Source organism: Calidithermus roseus (assembly GCF_003574095.1).
GTDB classification, from domain to species: domain Bacteria; phylum Deinococcota; class Deinococci; order Deinococcales; family Thermaceae; genus Calidithermus; species Calidithermus roseus.
Map to the genome: position 1 here is coordinate 67428 of NZ_QWLA01000004.1, position 14218 is coordinate 81645.

Below are 14218 nucleotides of genomic sequence, written 5' to 3' on the forward strand. Positions count from 1 at the left end.
AGCATAGCCATCCACCAATATTTCTCGCGATGCGTCGAAGGCTGGACGCCCGTGGTCTTCTGCTTCGTGCTTATCGCGCCTCCAGCTGCCTGCTTTTGCTGAGGCTGATGTATCGGTGACGTACGAGGCAGTATGCTAGGGCCAGCCGATGAAACCGGGGCCATTCAACGCCATTACCGACGTGCCAGGGATCAAAGTTGGGCACTACACCGATGCCCTCAACCTCACCGGCGTCAGCGTGGTCTTAGTCGAGCAGGGGGCAGTGGCCGGGGTAGACGTGCGCGGGAGCGCGCCGGGGACGCGGGAAACCGATCTGCTCCATCCGGTCAACCTGGTCGAGCAGGTGCAGGCCATCGTGCTCTCGGGAGGGAGTGCTTATGGCCTCGAGGCCGCCGGCGGCGTGCTGCGCTACCTCGAGGAGCGCGGGTTGGGCAGCGCCAGCGTGGTGCTGGACGATGGTTTGCGGATCGGGGCCATCGTGGGGGCCAACGCCCACGGGCGGGCCTGGGACCCCGTGAGCGGGGAACTCTACGCTCGCTGGCTCGAGCTGGGGGACGAGTTCGGCCTCAAGCACCCGCCGCGCCCCATTCACAATCCCCCGGACTACTCCGACATGTTCGACAGCCCCCTCCAACTGCACAACACCGTGATCGGGGTAGTGGCCACCAACGCCCGGCTGACCAAGGCCCAGGCTCAGAAGGTGGCCATGATGACCCACGACGGCATCGCCAGGGCCGTCACCCCGGCCCACACTATGTTCGATGGGGACGTGATCTTCGCCCTGGGAACGGGCGAGGTCGAGATCTCGACGCCGGCCCAGCTCAGCCGCCTGGGGGCTCTGGCTGCCGACGTCTTCGCGCGGGCGCTGATCCACGGCCTGCTGCACGCCCGCTCGGTGGGGGGGCTGCGCTGCTACCGGGAGGTCTATGACGCCTGAGGACCTCGCCGCCCTCGCCCGCCGCGCCGCCGAGGCGGTGGAGGCCGAAGAGGTGGTGCGGCTGGCGCAGAAGCTCGTACAGATCGAGAGCTACTACCCCGGCCCCGGTGAAGAGCCGGTGGTGGCGTACCTCGAGCCCTACCTGCGCGAACTGGGCTTCAGGACCACCGTGCAGCCGGTGGCTCCGGGCCGCCCCAACCTCATCGCCGATGTGGGTGAGGGGCCAGGTGGCCTGATCCTCGAGGGCCACACCGACGTGGTGACCCACGGGCGGCTGGAGGACTGGCAGGTGCCGCCCTACGCCGGGCTCATCCGGGAGGGCAGGCTCTACGGGCGCGGCTCGTGCGACATGAAGGGCGGGCTGGCGGCGGCTATCGTCGCGGCTGCCACCCTCAAGCGGGTGCTGGGCGAGCCTCCCCGCACCCTGCGGCTCGCCATCCCCTGCGACGAGGAGGGCCTGATGACGGGCATCAAGGCCTTCGTCAAGGCTGGTTATGCCGAGGGCTTCGCCGGGGCCATCGTCTGCGAGCCGGAGGAGATGGAGGTGTGCCTGGTGCAGAAGGGGGCCATGCGGGTATGGGTGCGTTTCGAGGGAAAGATGGCCCACGGGGCCATGCCTTACGCCGGGGTCAACCCTCTGCCGGCTGCCGCCTGGTTCGTAGGCCGCATGGCCGAGGTGCAGCTATGGTTGCAATCCACTCCCGATCACCCCTACCTGGGCAAGGGCTGGGTCACGCCCACGGTGCTGGAGGCCAGCGCAGGGGAGGGGCAGTTCAACGTGATGCCGGGCCACGCCCGCGTGGGGCTGGACATCCGCACCAACCCCGACCACGACCACGCGCGCATTCGCCGGATGCTCGAGGCCGAGCGGCTGGAGTGCATGCGAAGCTTTCCTGGAGTGCTGGTGGAACTCGAGGTCTTCGAGGACCGGCCTCCCACCCAGACCGACCCCGCTCAGGCGGTGGTGCGGGCGACTGAGCAGGCCCTCTCTTTACTGGGGATGCCGGTGTGTTATGGTGGAGTTCCGGGCGCGACCGATGGGACTTATCTCTGGGCCTGGGCCAATTTGCCCATCGTCACCATCGGGCCGGGTGGGCGGAGAACGCCCCATCAGGCCAACGAGTTCGTGGAGATAGACGATCTCGTCGCCGCGGCGCGACTATACACCGCGATTTCCGTTCTGATGCTCTACAAGGACTGAACTCGCGAGAGGTGAATCCGCCGTGGCGACGATCCTTTTAGGGCATCTGAAATCCTCAGCTGAAGGAGGGCAAAGATGACGAAAGGTTGGTTTTGGGTAGTGGTGCTGCTCTTGGGCCTGGCCGTCGCGCAGAACCGGGGGGGAAGCCTCACCGTGGCCATCCAAACCGAGCCCACGGTGTTCGACCCCAGCCAGGCGGCGGGAGCGGACATCGCGCGCATGGTCTACGACAACGTGCTGCAGGGGTTGGTCAAGCGCAACGTCAAGGGCGAGATCGTGCCCTCGCTGGCCGAGCGCTGGACGGTTTCGGCCAGCAGCCTGACCTACACCTTCTCCCTGCGCAAAGGGGTCAAATTCCACGACGGGACGCCCTTCGACGCTGCCGACGTGGTGGCTAAGTTCAACCGGGCCAAAGACCCCGACACCAAGCGCAGCGGGCACATCCGGCCCGAACTCTACCGCGACATCGCCTCGGTGAGTGCGCCGGACAGCTACACCGTGGTCTTCACCCTCAAGCAGCCCAACCAGGACTTCCTCTTCACCCTCTCCCTGCCCGAGAGCACCATCGGCCCTCGCGAGCGCAAGCTCGACGAGCAGAAGGTCAGGCCCATCGGCACCGGCCCCTTCCGCTTCGCGGCCTGGGAGCGCGGGGTGGGGGTGCGGCTGGAGCGCAACGAGGCGTACTACATCCCCAACCTGCCCTACCTCGACCGGGTCAACTTCCGCTTTATGGGCGATGGCGACGCCCAGCTTGCGGCCTTGCGGGCGGGTGACATCGACGTCATCGCCTACTCCATGTTGCCCGAAAACGCCCAGATTCTCTCGCGTGACGCCCGCTTCAAGGTCTTCAGCGGCAGCGGCACCGCCGAGGCCGTGGCCTCGATGAACAACTCGAGGCCTCCCTTCAACGACATCCGGGTGCGGCGGGCCATGCAGTACGCCGTCAACAAGGACGAGCTGATCCAGGGGGCCATGCTGGGCTACGGCACCAAGATCGGCTCCATGCGCTCGCCGGGCGAAGCTTGCTACGAAGACCTCTCGGGCTTCTACGCCTACGACCCCAACCGCGCGCGGCAGTTGCTGGCCGAAGCCGGCTACACCGCCCAGAACCCCTTGAGGTTCACCTTCACCCTGGCCGCTGAGTTCCCCTACGAGCGTCGCATCGGCGAGGCGCTGGCGGCCCAGCTCAACCGGCTGGGCGTGGTGCAGGTCAATATCCAGGTCGTTGACTTCGGCACCTGGATTCAGAAGGCCTTCCTCGCCGCTGACTACCAGATGACCATCATCGGGCACGTCGAGGCCAACGACATCGGGCGCTATGCCAACCCGAACTACTACTGGCGCTACAACAGCCCCCAGGTCCAACAACTCTACACCACCTACCTGCGCACCAATGACCCCAAGAAGGCCTGCGACGCCCTCAAGGCCATGCAGCGCAAGCTGGCCGAGGACGCGGTGAGCATCTGGACCATGAGCCTGCCCGCGCTGGGGGCCTATCGTGCCAATGTGATGAACTGGCCCGGCGCTTCGCTGAGCCCCGGCATCCTGCTGGCCGAGGTGTACCTGGCTAAGTGATGTCCCTACGTCGTACGTCGTACGCTCCACGCTTTAAGGCGTAGGACGTATGACACTTCCAGAGTCATGTGGCCCTACCTCGTGCGTCGCTTCGCCGTCGCCCTGGCCACGCTGTGGCTGGCCTCGAGCCTAGTCTTCCTGGCGCTGCTCATCATCCCCGGCGACCCGGCCTCCATCATCCTGGGCTTCGGGGCTGACCCCGAGCGGGTGGCGGCCCTGCAGGCCCGGTTGGGGCTGGACAAACCGCCCCTCGAGCGTTACGTGCTGTGGTACGCCGGAGCCCTGCGGGGTGACCTGGGTGAGTCCATCCGCTACAGCTCGCCCGTGAGGAGCGAGATCGCCCGCGGCCTGAGCGTGACCCTGCCGCTGGTGCTGGCCGCGCTGACGCTGGCTACTTTGATCAGCGTGCCGCTGGGCATCCTGGCCGCGCGCAGGGCGGGGAGCTGGTTGGACGTGGGCATCTCCGCCGGGGCTCTGTTGGGCATCGTGTTGCCCTCGTTCTGGGTGGGACTGATGTTCATCTACTTGTTCATCGTCCAGCTCGACTTGCCGCTGCCCACGAGCTTTCCCATCGAGGGCTGGCGCGACCCCCAGCGCGCACTCCTGGCCCTGGTCTTGCCCATCCTCACCGTGACCCTTTCCCGCTCGGCCTTGCTGGTGCGCATGGTCCGGGGCAGCGTGCTGGAGGTGTTGAACCAGGATTACGTGCGCACGGCGCGCTCCAAGGGGCTCTCCGAGCGGGCGGTGCTCTACAAGCACGCCCTGAGAAACGCCGCCTTGCCGGTGGTGACGGTGCTGGGGCTCGAGTTCTCCCAGCTTCTCATCGCCGCGGTGATCGTGGAGACGGTCTTCGGACTGCCGGGGCTGGGTTCCCTGTCGCTCACGGCTATCAGTGCCCGCGATTTTCCCCTGGTGCAGGGCATCGTGGTGGTGCTGGCGGCCTTCATCGTGCTGGCCAACCTGGTCGTGGACCTGCTCTACGCCTACCTCGATCCGCGGGTGAGCTATGCGTGACCTATCGGCCAATGGCGTTTCCGTGGGGCGCAAGAGCGCCTGGCGGCGCCTGCCCCTGGCGGTGAAGATTGGCGGTTTCATCATCCTGCTGGTGCTGCTGGGCATGGTGGCAGGCTGGCTCAACCCCACCGACCCCAACGCCACCGGTCCCAACCGGCTTTCCCCGCCCTCGCCCCAACACCTCCTGGGCACCGACCTGCTGGGCCGCGACCTGCTGGCGAGGGTGCTGGCCGGAGCCCAGAACGCCCTGTACGTGGGGGTGATCGCGGTGGGGATCGGGCTTTCGCTGGGGGTGCTGCTGGGGATGCTGGCGGGGTACTTCGGCGGTTGGATCGACTCTCTGCTCTCCTTTGTGCTCGACAGCCTCTATGCCTTCCCGGCCCTCCTGTTGGCCCTGCTGTTCGCGGCGGTGTTCAACCCCGGAGCCACCAGCTCCATGGCGGCCATCGGCATCGCGGCGGTCCCGGCTTTTGCCCGCCTGGCTAGGGCCGGGGTGCTCTCGGTCAAGGCCCAGCCCTACGTCGAAGCTGCAAGGGCGCTGGGGATGGGCTCGGCCCGCATCATCGCCCGCCACGTGCTGCCCAACATCCTCGGACCCCTGGTGGTGCAGGCTAGCCTGGCTTTTGCCGCTTCCATCCTGGCCGAGGCTGGGCTGTCCTACCTGGGCCTGGGCACCCAGCCCCCCACCGCGAGCTGGGGCCGCATGCTGCGTGAAGCCCAGAGCTACCAGGAACTCTCGGTCTTCCCGGTGCTGTGGCCTGGCCTGGCCATCGCTTTCACGGTGCTGGGCTTCAACCTGCTGGGTGACGGGCTGCGCGACTGGCTCGACCCCAGGCGGCAGAGCCGCTAGCGAAGCTCGGGGGACGGTACTGGAGGGCGGTAAGCAAATATCGACCCACCAAAGCGCGATAAGCTAGGGCGAGCCAAAGGAGGAACGATGAATTACGCCGACATGTTTCGCCTCGAGGGTCAGGTCGCGCTGGTGGTGGGCGGGGGTTCGGGCATCGGGCAGGCTTCGGCTGAAGCCCTGGCGGCTCACGGGGCGCGGGTGATCGTGGCCGATGCGCGGCTGGAGGGAGCCGGCCAGACCCTCGAGCGCATCCAGGCGGCGGGAGGGGAGGCCGAGGCCGCACACCTCGACATCCTCGACGGCGCGGCGGTGCGCGCGCTGGTGGGGGATATCGTCGCCCGCCATGGCCGGCTGGACACTGCTGTCTCCACCCCCAGCATCAACGTGCGCAAGCCCCTGCTCGAGTACACCGACGAGGAGTTCGACCGGGTGGTTTCGCTCAACCTCAAGGGCACCTTTCACGTGCTGACCGAGGCGGGACGGGTCATGGCCAAACAGGGTTCGGGCTCGCTGATCGCTTTTTCCTCCATTCGCTCGCTGGTGGTGGAACCGGGGCAGGGCGTCTACGCGGCCACCAAGGCCGGAACCGTGCAGATGATTCGCACCCTGGCCGCCGAACTCGGCCCCCAGGGGGTGCGGGCCAACGCCATCGGCCCCGGCGTGATCGACACCCCGCTGACCGCCCCCATCAAAAACCAGCCCCAGTGGTACGCGGCCTACGGAGCCAAGAGCGTCTTCGGACGCTGGGGCAGGCCCGAGGAGGTCGCCGGAGCGGTGGTGTTTTTGGCCTCGAGGGCCTCCTCTTACGTCACCGGCACCATTCTCTTCGTCGATGGAGGCTGGACGGCGGTGGACGGGCGCTTTACGCCGCCGCTGTGAGAAAAGCCGTAGACACCCCCTCACCACCTCCTGCGCCGCTGCGGCAGGAGCAGCAGAATCACCCCGATCACCACGCACATATCGGCCAGGTTGAAGATGGGAAAATCGCGGATGAGGCTGATGTTGGTGGTCATGTCGATGTAGTCCACCACCGAGCCGCGCCCGATGCGGTCGATGGCGTTGCCCCAGGCCCCAGCTGCGATCATCGAGAGGGCGACTAGCTGCACGCGAGGGAGCCTGGGGTTGCGGTAGAGGTAATACAGGATCCCGAAACCCACGATCACGCTGATGTAAGAGAGCCACTGAGCCCCGCCCGTGAACAGCCCGAAAGCAGCCCCCGTGTTGTAGACCAGCGTGAAATCGAGCAGACCAGGGATGACGCTCCTGGAGCCCGAGGTGAGGTGCTGGATCGCGGCCAGCTTGAACACCTGGTCGAGCGCGAGCAGGAAGGGGACGATGAACAGCGGCATGGCGGGAGTCTATTCGAGCGGGCATGAGCTTGCAACTCAGGGGCCGGGCCCGGCACTTTCCCGAGGGGAATCCCCCAAGGACCCGCTCAGGCGACCCCGCATGGACTCGAGCTTCCCCCGCACCGGCACGGCCTTGGTGGCCCTGGCCAGGCCGTACGGCGGCATGTTGTCGTAGACGCTCTCGAAGGCCCCGGCTTCCGCCCGGTAGGTCTCGTGCCAGATCCCCACCGCTCCGCCCTTGAAGGACTGCCGGAAGAAGCGCCGCCAGGCCTCGGGGTGGAGGTGGGGGTCCTGGCGGGCGAAGCGCTCGAGGTCCTCGGCGCTCCGCCAGTACTGCACGGTCACGATCTCGCGGAAGTTGGGGCTGAAGAAGGGGCCGTTGGCCCCCAGGAAGCCGGTCTCGGGGTGCTGATGCAAGTAGCTCAGCATAGGCCCCATCGCGCTCGCCACCGGCAGCCACTCGCGCCAGCGCAGCCAGTTGTTGACCCGCATCCCGATGAGGAAAACCACCAGCGGCCCGTCGTGCTTCGCGGTAAAACGCCCGATCTGTACCATGTTCCCACCTCACGAGGGCTTGAACACCATGAAATAGAGGTTCAACAGCGGCAAAGCCGTGGCGATGATGCCGAACACACCCCACAGCTTGGCCAGCCGCCAGTAGCTCGCCGGGATGCTCGCCTGCTGGGCGAAGGCACGGGCCATGCGGGCCTGGGCGATCTGGATGGGGATGAGGGCGACGAGCCAGATCACCCCCGAGGCCACGAACAAGGCTCTGCCCCAGCCCACCCAGGCGGCCCCCTCCCAGCGCCCGGCCATCAGCTCGCCAGTGACGATGATCAGCCCCACGCCCAGCGCGGTGAAGGCGAAATCCGTGACGGTGACCAGCCGCTGGGCATAGGCCACGATGGCCGGGTTCTGAGTGCGGTCGGCCAGCACCTTCCACAGCGCGGTCACCAGGATGTTGCCCAGGAAGATCACCGCGCCCAGCACGTGCAGCGACTTGAGCAGCAGGTAGCTATCCACGGCACACCTCCTCCGCTTCGACGACCCCTACCCGACCGTTTCGTCCGTTCCCGTTCATATCTACCTCCTTACGCTATTTATATGCTTAACGCTGTTAAGTGAGCGATCCAAAAAAATCAGGGACTGAGCCCTCGAGCCAGCATCTCCATGAACTGCCCGGCCAGGCGGCGCACGTCGGCGGGGTTGTCCCAGCGCGGCACGACGCCCTTCATGCTCAGCGCCAGCGAGACGATGCCGTGCATGCCCGACCAGACGAGGTTGGTGGTCTCGAGGGGGTCGCCCATGCGGATCTTGCCCGCTTTCATGGCCTCGGTTACCGCCTGGAGCAGGATGTGGTAGGAGGTTGAGCCTTCCACCTCGCCCGCGGGCGCGCTGGCCCGCAGCGCCCACTCCGAGCGCTGCATGAACATCACCTGGTAGTGCAGCGGGTGGGAGAGGCCGAACTCGAGGTAAGTCCAGGCCAGGGCGCGTAGCCGCTCTAGGGGGTCGGGGTGCTGATCATAGGCCCGCTGCAGCGCCTGGGTGAACCGGGCGAACCCCTGGCTGCACACCGCGAAGAGCAGGTCGTCTTTGTCCTTGAAGTAGAGATAGATGGTCGTGGGGGTGTAGCCGATGGCCTCGGCCACCTGGCGCAGGCTGAAGCCTTCGTACCCCTCCCGCTCGAACAGCTGGGTGGCGGCCTCGAGGATCGCCTGGCGGGTCTGCTGGCGCGAGCGCTCGCGGCGCTCGGCGCTGCGCTGCCTGATGCGCTCCTGGCGGGTGGGGGTGGGCTCGCTCACGGCCTCAGTTTACTTTACGCCGTTAATTTAATCAATGCCCCTAAACAAATCCCCTGGAGCGCAGCCACTCCAGGCTCAGCCGCGCGCTCTCCAGCGGTTTGGGGCTGTCGTCCTGCTCGACCAGAAGCCAGCGCACCCCGCTGGAGAGCGCGGCCCGCACGGCGGCCTCAACCGGCACCTCACCCCGTCCGAGTTCGACGGTCTGACGCCCTTTGAGGTCCTTGAGGTGGGTGAGGGGCGTGCGGCCCGCGTACTTGCGGAGGTAAGCGGCGGGGTCGTGGCCCCCGGCATGGGCCCAGGCGATGTCAAGCTCGACCTCGAGGCTGGGGGCACTGGCGAAGAGGGCGTCGAAGACCGGCTGGCCTGCAATTTTCTCCTCGAACTCGAAGTCGTGGTTGTGGTAAGCGAGCTGAATTCCCGCGCTCCGACAGGCCCTGCCCAGCCGCTCGAGCCGCCCGAACACCCCGCGCCACCTCGTCTCGCTGCCGCGCAGCTGCGGCTCGATCCAAGGGCACACCAGATAAGGAGCGCCCAGGGTGTGGGCCAGTGCGACCTGGCCGTCGAGGTCGTGCTCGAGCTGTTCCAGCGAGACGTGCAGCCCGGCTGCCTCGAGGCCCAGCCTGCCCAGAAACCCCTTGACTTCGGTGGGGCTCAGGCCGCCGTAAATCCCGGCAAACTCCACGCCCTTGTAGCCCATGGCCGCGACCTGCTCGAGGGTTTCCTTGAAGCGGTCGCCCAGCAGGTCGCGCAGGGTGTAAAGCTGGAGCCCGACCCTGGGGCGGGGGGTGTTCTGGGCTCGGCCCAGACCCTTCGCGGCCAGCGCCGTCGCGGCCACGCCCCGCAGGAATCGCCGTCGGTTCATCGGGTTCATGCGCCCTCAGTCATGCTGGCCCGCCGCATGAGATGCTAGATAACCCGGCGCTTCCAGTTGGCCAGCAGCAGGCTCGAGGCCACCAGCATACCGGCCAGCAGGCTGAACACGGCGGTGACTTCGGTGCGCTGGGGTTTCCACACCGTCTGGCGCTGCAACTCGCGGTAAACCTCCAGCAGGCGTTCGGCGGAGCCCACGGCGAAGTATCGCCCCCCGGTGACGTCGGCGATGCCCCTCAGCTCGGCCTCGTCGAAGCCGGCGAAGGGAATGCTGGGGTCGAAACCGCCAGCCCTGCCCACCCCGATGGTGTGGACCACGACGCCCAGCTTGGTGGCCTCCCGCGCGGCCTCCTCGGGCTCGACCCCGGTGCGGTTCTGGCCGTCGGAGAGCAGGATCACGGTGGCCGAGCCGACCACCTTGCCGTCCTCGCCCAGCGGGAAGGCCCGGACGCTCTCCATCAGCCCCTCCCCGATGGCGGTGTTGGGGCGGCGCTCGAGGTAGGAGATCTGCTCGAGCACCTCCGCGTGATCGGTGGTCAGGGGGGAATTGAGGATGGCATACCCCGCGAAACTCACCAGCCCCACCTTGATGCCCTCGGGCAGCCGCTCCACGAAGTCCCTAGCGGCGGCCTTGGCCGCTTCCATGCGGCTGGGCGCGATGTCGGTGGCCCGCATGGACCCGCTGACATCGATGGTGAGCACGATGCCAGCGCTCTCGTCGGGGAGGGGGATCATGGCCTGGGGTCTGGCCAGGGCCAGCAGGCCCAGGAAAAGCGCCAGCCCATAGAGTGCGAGGGGCAAGTAGCGCCTGGGGTTCAGGTCCTTCCGGCTACCCTGCCGCAGCGGCTCGAGGCCCGGCAACAGCGCGTACCCCTCCCGCGCTTCCCGCCACACCACCCGCCAGTAGAGCCAGGCCAGCAGCGGCAACAGCAGCAGGGCCAGCAGGAGGTGCGGAGCTTGGAAGGTCATGGATGTAGGGTAGGGCAGAGTTCCCCTCCCGTGTTGGGGCGCCGTCACGCTTTAGGGAGGACTTCAGGGGCGGGCGGCCCGTGGTGCGTGGCGTTCAGGGTCCGGGATCGAGGGCTGGTGGCTCGTGGTTATCAGCCTTCGGCTCCTTGCGTTCGGAGTATTTCGTGCGACGTATGACGTACGACCCTCGGCCATCGACACCTACCCATGCGTCTGAGCCGTAGCCCTCCCGCCCATCAGCGCCTCGGCCTGGTCCACTACGTACTCGGCGAAGGGCATGGCGGCGGTGAAGGCTGGGGAGATGGCGTTGAGCACGTGCAGCCCCTCGGCGTTGCCCTCGAGGTTGAAGTCCATCACCAGCTTCTTGGCCCGGTGGTCGTAGAGCTGGGCCCGGATGCCGGGGCGGCCCCAGGTGCGGAAGTTCTCGGGGCGGGTGCCCTCGAGCATCTTCGCGGCCTGGGCTACCAGGTAGCGCTGGGAGTACTTCCGCACTTCCTCGAGGGCCAGCCGCCGGAAGTCGAAGTCGTTGCGCAGGAACAGCATGGCCTCGTCGCGCAGTACCCCCAGCGCTTCCATGAGGTCGAAGCCCCCCAGGCCGCTGTAGTTCTCGCGCCAGAAGGCGGGGATGGCGGTGGGCCCGATCTTGGTCTTGCCGTCTACGGTGACGGTGAAATGCACGCCCAAAAAGGTGTTGCGCAGGTCGGGGACGGGGTAGATATGGCGTTTGAGGCTGCCCTTGGGCTCCGAGGCGTAGAGGTAGAGGCCCTTGAAGGGCAGAATTCGGTAGTTGAGCCCCACGCCGAAGTCGTGGGCCACCCGGTCGGCGTGCAACCCGGCGGCGTTGATCACGTAGCCCGCTTCGATATCACCCTGTGGCGTGCGCACGGCCTTGCCCCGGCGGCCCAGGTAGGGGCTGGAGAGCTGAAACTCGATGCCCTGGGCGCGGGCCTCGGCCACTAGCGCGTTCATGCACTCCACGGGGTTGACGGTGGCGGTGCTGGGTGACCACAGGGCAAGGCCAGTGGTCTTGACGCGGGGCTCGAGCTCTTTGGCTTCCCGCTCGCCGATGAGGTGGGTCTCGACCCCGTTGAGGTCGCCCCGGCGCTTGAGTTCCTTAAGGCCCTCGAGTTCGCCTTCGTGTTTGACCACCACCAGCTTGCCGCACTCGTTGATGCTCAGGCCCCGCTCCTTGACAAAGGCCTTCCAGCGCTCGTTGCCCAGGCGGGTGAAGCGGGCCTTGAGCGAGTCGGCGGTGTAGTAAAACCCCGCGTGCAGCACGCCCGAGTTGCGCCCCGAGCCGTGGGCAGCGATGTCTTTTTCCTTTTCCAGCACGGTGATGCTGGCCTTGGGGTTGCGGCGGCGCAGCTCGAGGGCCACGCTCGTGCCCACCACCCCGCCGCCGATGATGAGGAAGTCTACGGTCTTCACAGCCTGCTCCTACCCCCTAGCCTACGCCAAGGCGGTGTTAGGGGGGCGTCGGCACGGGCTCGAGTGTAGCAAGGCGTTAGGATTAGAGGGCATGAACCCAGTCGCTTTCATCGCAGCCAAACGCGACGGCCACGCCCACAGCCGGGAAGAGCTCGAGGCCTTTCTCGGCGCCTACCTGCGTGGGGAGGTCCCCGACTACCAGGTCTCGGCCTGGCTGATGGCGGTGTTCTGGCGGGGCATGACCCCCGAGGAGACCACCGCCCTCACCCAGGTCATGGCCGACTCGGGCCACCGGCTCGACCTTTCGGCTTATCCACACCCTGTGGATAAGCATTCTTCCGGGGGAGTGGGCGACAAGACGACGCTGGTGGTAACCCCCATCCTGACCGCCTGCGGCTGCACCGTGGCCAAGATGAGTGGGCGGGGCCTGGCCCACACCGGGGGCACCATCGACAAGCTCGAGAGCATCCCCGGCTGGAGCGGCGACCTGAGCGAAGAACGCTTTCATGAGCTGGCCCGCCGGGTGGGGCTGGTCATCGCCGCGCAGTCGAAGGACCTGGCCCCCCTCGACGGCAAGCTCTACGCCCTGCGCGACGTGACCGCCACCGTGGACTCGCTGCCGCTTATCGCCTCCTCGATCATGAGCAAGAAGCTCGCCGCCGGGGCCCGCACCATCGTGCTCGACGTGAAGGTGGGGGCCGGGGCCTTCATGAAGACCCACGACGACGCCCGCCGCCTGGCCCAGACCATGATCGCCATTGGCAAAGGGGCAGGCCGCCAGGTGCGGGCGGTGCTCTCGAGCATGGAGCGCCCCCTGGGGCACGCGGTGGGGCACGCCATCGAGGTGCGCGAGGCCATCGCCACCCTGCGCGGGGAGGGGGCTGAGGATTTACGCGAGCTGGCCCTGGCTCTGGCGAGGGAGGTGCTCGAGGCCGAGGGAATGGACCCGGCCAGGGCGCAGGAGGTGCTCGAGTCCGGGGCGGCTTTAGAGAAGTTCCGCCGCTTCGTCGAGGCCCAGGGAGGTGACGCAGGGGTAGTGGATCACCCCGAGCGGTTGGAGCTGGCCCCGGAGGTCTGGGAACTCAGAGCTGCCCAGGACGGGGTAGTGGCCGCCGTGGATGCTCTCGAAGTCGGCCTGGCCGTCCTGGCGCTGGGTGGTGGCCGCCTCAAGAAGGGCGAGGCCATCGACCTGGGGGTGGGGGCCTGGCTGGCCAAAAAACCCGGCGAGCGGGTACGGGCGGGGGAAGTGCTGGCCCGCCTGCACCACCGGGGCAGGGGAGTGGAGGAAGCCACCCGGCGGCTTAATCAAGCCTACCGATTGGCAGCGGATGCCCAGACCCCCCCCTTAATCCTCGAAGTGCTCCGGGGCTAATCTGGTCGAATTGCCTTGACCGGACTGTAGGTCACATGTCATTCTCACCCCCGTGCGCCGTAGACGACCGGCCCGTTACACCTTATGGCTGGCCCGCACTGGCGCGGCCCCCCGCACATTCTTCCTGCCGGTATGGCTTCCGGCAGTCCTCGTGATCTTCCTGGCCGCCTGGAGCGCCTTCAACCTGTACCTGTGGGACCGCACCGCCGAGATGCGCAGCCTGCAACTGCGCCTGGCGAGCCTGTCCACGCAGGCCCGCCAGCTCACCCTCAAGCTCGAGAGCGAGAGGGCCCGCAACGACGCCCTGAGCCAGGAGGCCCAGGCGGTCATGAAGAGCCTGGAGAACCTCGAGGCTGAGATTAACCGCCTGCGCGAGCGGGCCGGGATGCCCAGGATTCGGCTCACCCCCACCCGCAGCACCCCCAAGGAACCCAAGGGCGGAGCCGCCCTGCCCCCGGAGACCGGAAGCTTGTTCCTGCTGGCCAGGGGCCAGCTCACCGAACTCGCCGGCGACCTGGGCGAACTCGAGAGCCGCCTCGACGCCACCCTGCGCCGCGAGGCGGCCATGCCTCAGGGCTACCCCTTGAGGGGCTACTTCCGCATTGCCTCCTACTTCGGCAACCGCCGCAACCCCTTCGGCGGGCGCGGCTACGAGTTCCACGACGGGCTGGACTTCCCCGCCCCCTACGGCACCCCCGTTTACGCCACCGCTCCCGGCGTGGTAATTCAGGCGGGTTGGAATGGCCCCTTCGGGCAGTCCATCACCCTCGATCACGGTTATGGCTACCGCACCCTCTACGGGCACCTCTCGCGGCTGGGGGCCAGGGTGGGGGAGCGGCTCGAGGCGGGCG

Annotated in this window: 15 protein-coding genes; 8 read left to right on the forward strand and 7 right to left on the reverse strand. The window is 67.3% G+C overall.

Annotated features, from left to right (window positions below):
• Positions 1 to 148: 148 nt before the first annotated feature.
• From Mrose_RS02255 to Mrose_RS02280, 6 genes are all read left to right on the forward strand, one after another.
• Positions 149 to 937 (forward strand): P1 family peptidase, encoded by a 789-nt coding sequence (locus Mrose_RS02255; protein ID WP_119275804.1) that lies wholly within the window; start codon positions 149 to 151, stop codon positions 935 to 937.
• Positions 927 to 2138: a M20 family metallopeptidase gene (locus Mrose_RS02260; protein WP_119275805.1), complete on the forward strand. Its 1212-nt coding sequence runs from the start codon at positions 927 to 929 to the stop codon at positions 2136 to 2138. The genes Mrose_RS02255 and Mrose_RS02260 overlap by 11 nt, the downstream gene beginning before the upstream one ends.
• 75 nt (positions 2139 to 2213) lie before the next feature.
• Positions 2214 to 3713, forward strand: a complete 1500-nt coding sequence (locus tag Mrose_RS02265) for an ABC transporter substrate-binding protein (RefSeq protein ID WP_119275806.1) — start codon at positions 2214 to 2216, stop codon at positions 3711 to 3713.
• A gap of 66 nt (positions 3714 to 3779) precedes the next feature.
• Entirely contained in the window at positions 3780 to 4727 is a 948-nt protein-coding gene (locus Mrose_RS02270) for an ABC transporter permease (protein WP_119275807.1), read from the forward strand.
• The gene (locus tag Mrose_RS02275; protein ID WP_119275808.1) at positions 4720 to 5577 is read left to right on the forward strand and encodes an ABC transporter permease; all 858 of its coding nucleotides are present in this window, start codon (positions 4720 to 4722) and stop codon (positions 5575 to 5577) included. Before Mrose_RS02270 ends, Mrose_RS02275 begins: the two co-directional genes overlap by 8 nt.
• Positions 5578 to 5664: 87 nt before the next feature.
• Complete coding sequence (locus tag Mrose_RS02280; RefSeq protein WP_119275809.1) at positions 5665 to 6456, forward strand: SDR family NAD(P)-dependent oxidoreductase; 792 nt, start codon at positions 5665 to 5667, stop codon at positions 6454 to 6456.
• A 20-nt stretch (positions 6457 to 6476) separates the two neighbouring features.
• On the opposite strand, the gene lspA is transcribed toward Mrose_RS02280, so the two are convergent.
• The 7 genes from lspA to lhgO form a co-directional block, all read right to left on the reverse strand.
• Positions 6477 to 6926 (reverse strand): signal peptidase II, encoded by a 450-nt coding sequence (gene lspA, locus Mrose_RS02285; protein WP_119275810.1) that lies wholly within the window; start codon positions 6924 to 6926, stop codon positions 6477 to 6479.
• 36 nt (positions 6927 to 6962) lie between these two features.
• A complete protein-coding gene (locus Mrose_RS02290) occupies positions 6963 to 7481 on the reverse strand; it encodes a DUF4188 domain-containing protein (protein WP_119275811.1) in 519 nt (172 codons plus the stop codon).
• A gap of 9 nt (positions 7482 to 7490) precedes the next feature.
• On the reverse strand, positions 7491 to 7949 hold the full coding sequence (locus Mrose_RS02295) for a DUF2269 family protein (protein WP_119275812.1): 459 nt from the start codon (positions 7947 to 7949) through the stop codon (positions 7491 to 7493).
• A gap of 116 nt (positions 7950 to 8065) precedes the next feature.
• Positions 8066 to 8728, reverse strand: a complete 663-nt coding sequence (locus Mrose_RS02300) for a TetR/AcrR family transcriptional regulator (RefSeq protein WP_119275813.1) — start codon at positions 8726 to 8728, stop codon at positions 8066 to 8068.
• A 40-nt stretch (positions 8729 to 8768) separates the two neighbouring features.
• Positions 8769 to 9590, reverse strand: a complete 822-nt coding sequence (locus Mrose_RS02305; RefSeq protein WP_119275824.1) for a sugar phosphate isomerase/epimerase family protein — start codon at positions 9588 to 9590, stop codon at positions 8769 to 8771.
• A 44-nt stretch (positions 9591 to 9634) separates the two neighbouring features.
• On the reverse strand, positions 9635 to 10567 hold the full coding sequence (locus tag Mrose_RS02310; RefSeq protein ID WP_119275814.1) for a vWA domain-containing protein: 933 nt from the start codon (positions 10565 to 10567) through the stop codon (positions 9635 to 9637).
• 201 nt (positions 10568 to 10768) lie between these two features.
• A complete protein-coding gene (gene lhgO / locus Mrose_RS02315; protein WP_119275815.1) occupies positions 10769 to 11995 on the reverse strand; it encodes an L-2-hydroxyglutarate oxidase in 1227 nt (408 codons plus the stop codon).
• Positions 11996 to 12086: 91 nt separating this feature from the next.
• On the opposite strand from lhgO, the gene Mrose_RS02320 reads away from it, so the two are divergent.
• Together Mrose_RS02320 and Mrose_RS02325 are read left to right on the forward strand one after the other, a co-directional pair.
• Positions 12087 to 13367: a thymidine phosphorylase gene (locus Mrose_RS02320; protein ID WP_119275816.1), complete on the forward strand. Its 1281-nt coding sequence runs from the start codon at positions 12087 to 12089 to the stop codon at positions 13365 to 13367.
• 52 nt (positions 13368 to 13419) lie between these two features.
• On the forward strand, positions 13420 to 14218 hold a 799-nt coding region (locus Mrose_RS02325; protein ID WP_119275825.1), incomplete at its 3' end, for a M23 family metallopeptidase.

Bases quoted from the DNA above. Each gene is read 5' to 3' on its own strand.
- Mrose_RS02255 (WP_119275804.1), top strand. From the start codon at position 149: ATGAAACCGGGGCCATTCAACGCCATTACCGACGTGCCAGGGATCAAA.
- Mrose_RS02320 (WP_119275816.1), top strand. From the start codon at position 12,087: ATGAACCCAGTCGCTTTCATCGCAGCCAAACGCGACGGCCACGCCCAC.
- Mrose_RS02270 (WP_119275807.1), top strand. From the start codon at position 3,780: ATGTGGCCCTACCTCGTGCGTCGCTTCGCCGTCGCCCTGGCCACGCTG.
- Mrose_RS02310 (WP_119275814.1), bottom strand. From the start codon at position 10,567: ATGACCTTCCAAGCTCCGCACCTCCTGCTGGCCCTGCTGCTGTTGCCG.
- Mrose_RS02275 (WP_119275808.1), top strand. From the start codon at position 4,720: ATGCGTGACCTATCGGCCAATGGCGTTTCCGTGGGGCGCAAGAGCGCC.
- Mrose_RS02260 (WP_119275805.1), top strand. From the start codon at position 927: ATGACGCCTGAGGACCTCGCCGCCCTCGCCCGCCGCGCCGCCGAGGCG.
- lspA (WP_119275810.1), bottom strand. From the start codon at position 6,926: ATGCCGCTGTTCATCGTCCCCTTCCTGCTCGCGCTCGACCAGGTGTTC.
- Mrose_RS02305 (WP_119275824.1), bottom strand. From the start codon at position 9,590: ATGAACCGACGGCGATTCCTGCGGGGCGTGGCCGCGACGGCGCTGGCC.
- Mrose_RS02290 (WP_119275811.1), bottom strand. From the start codon at position 7,481: ATGGTACAGATCGGGCGTTTTACCGCGAAGCACGACGGGCCGCTGGTG.
- Mrose_RS02280 (WP_119275809.1), top strand. From the start codon at position 5,665: ATGAATTACGCCGACATGTTTCGCCTCGAGGGTCAGGTCGCGCTGGTG.
- Mrose_RS02265 (WP_119275806.1), top strand. From the start codon at position 2,214: ATGACGAAAGGTTGGTTTTGGGTAGTGGTGCTGCTCTTGGGCCTGGCC.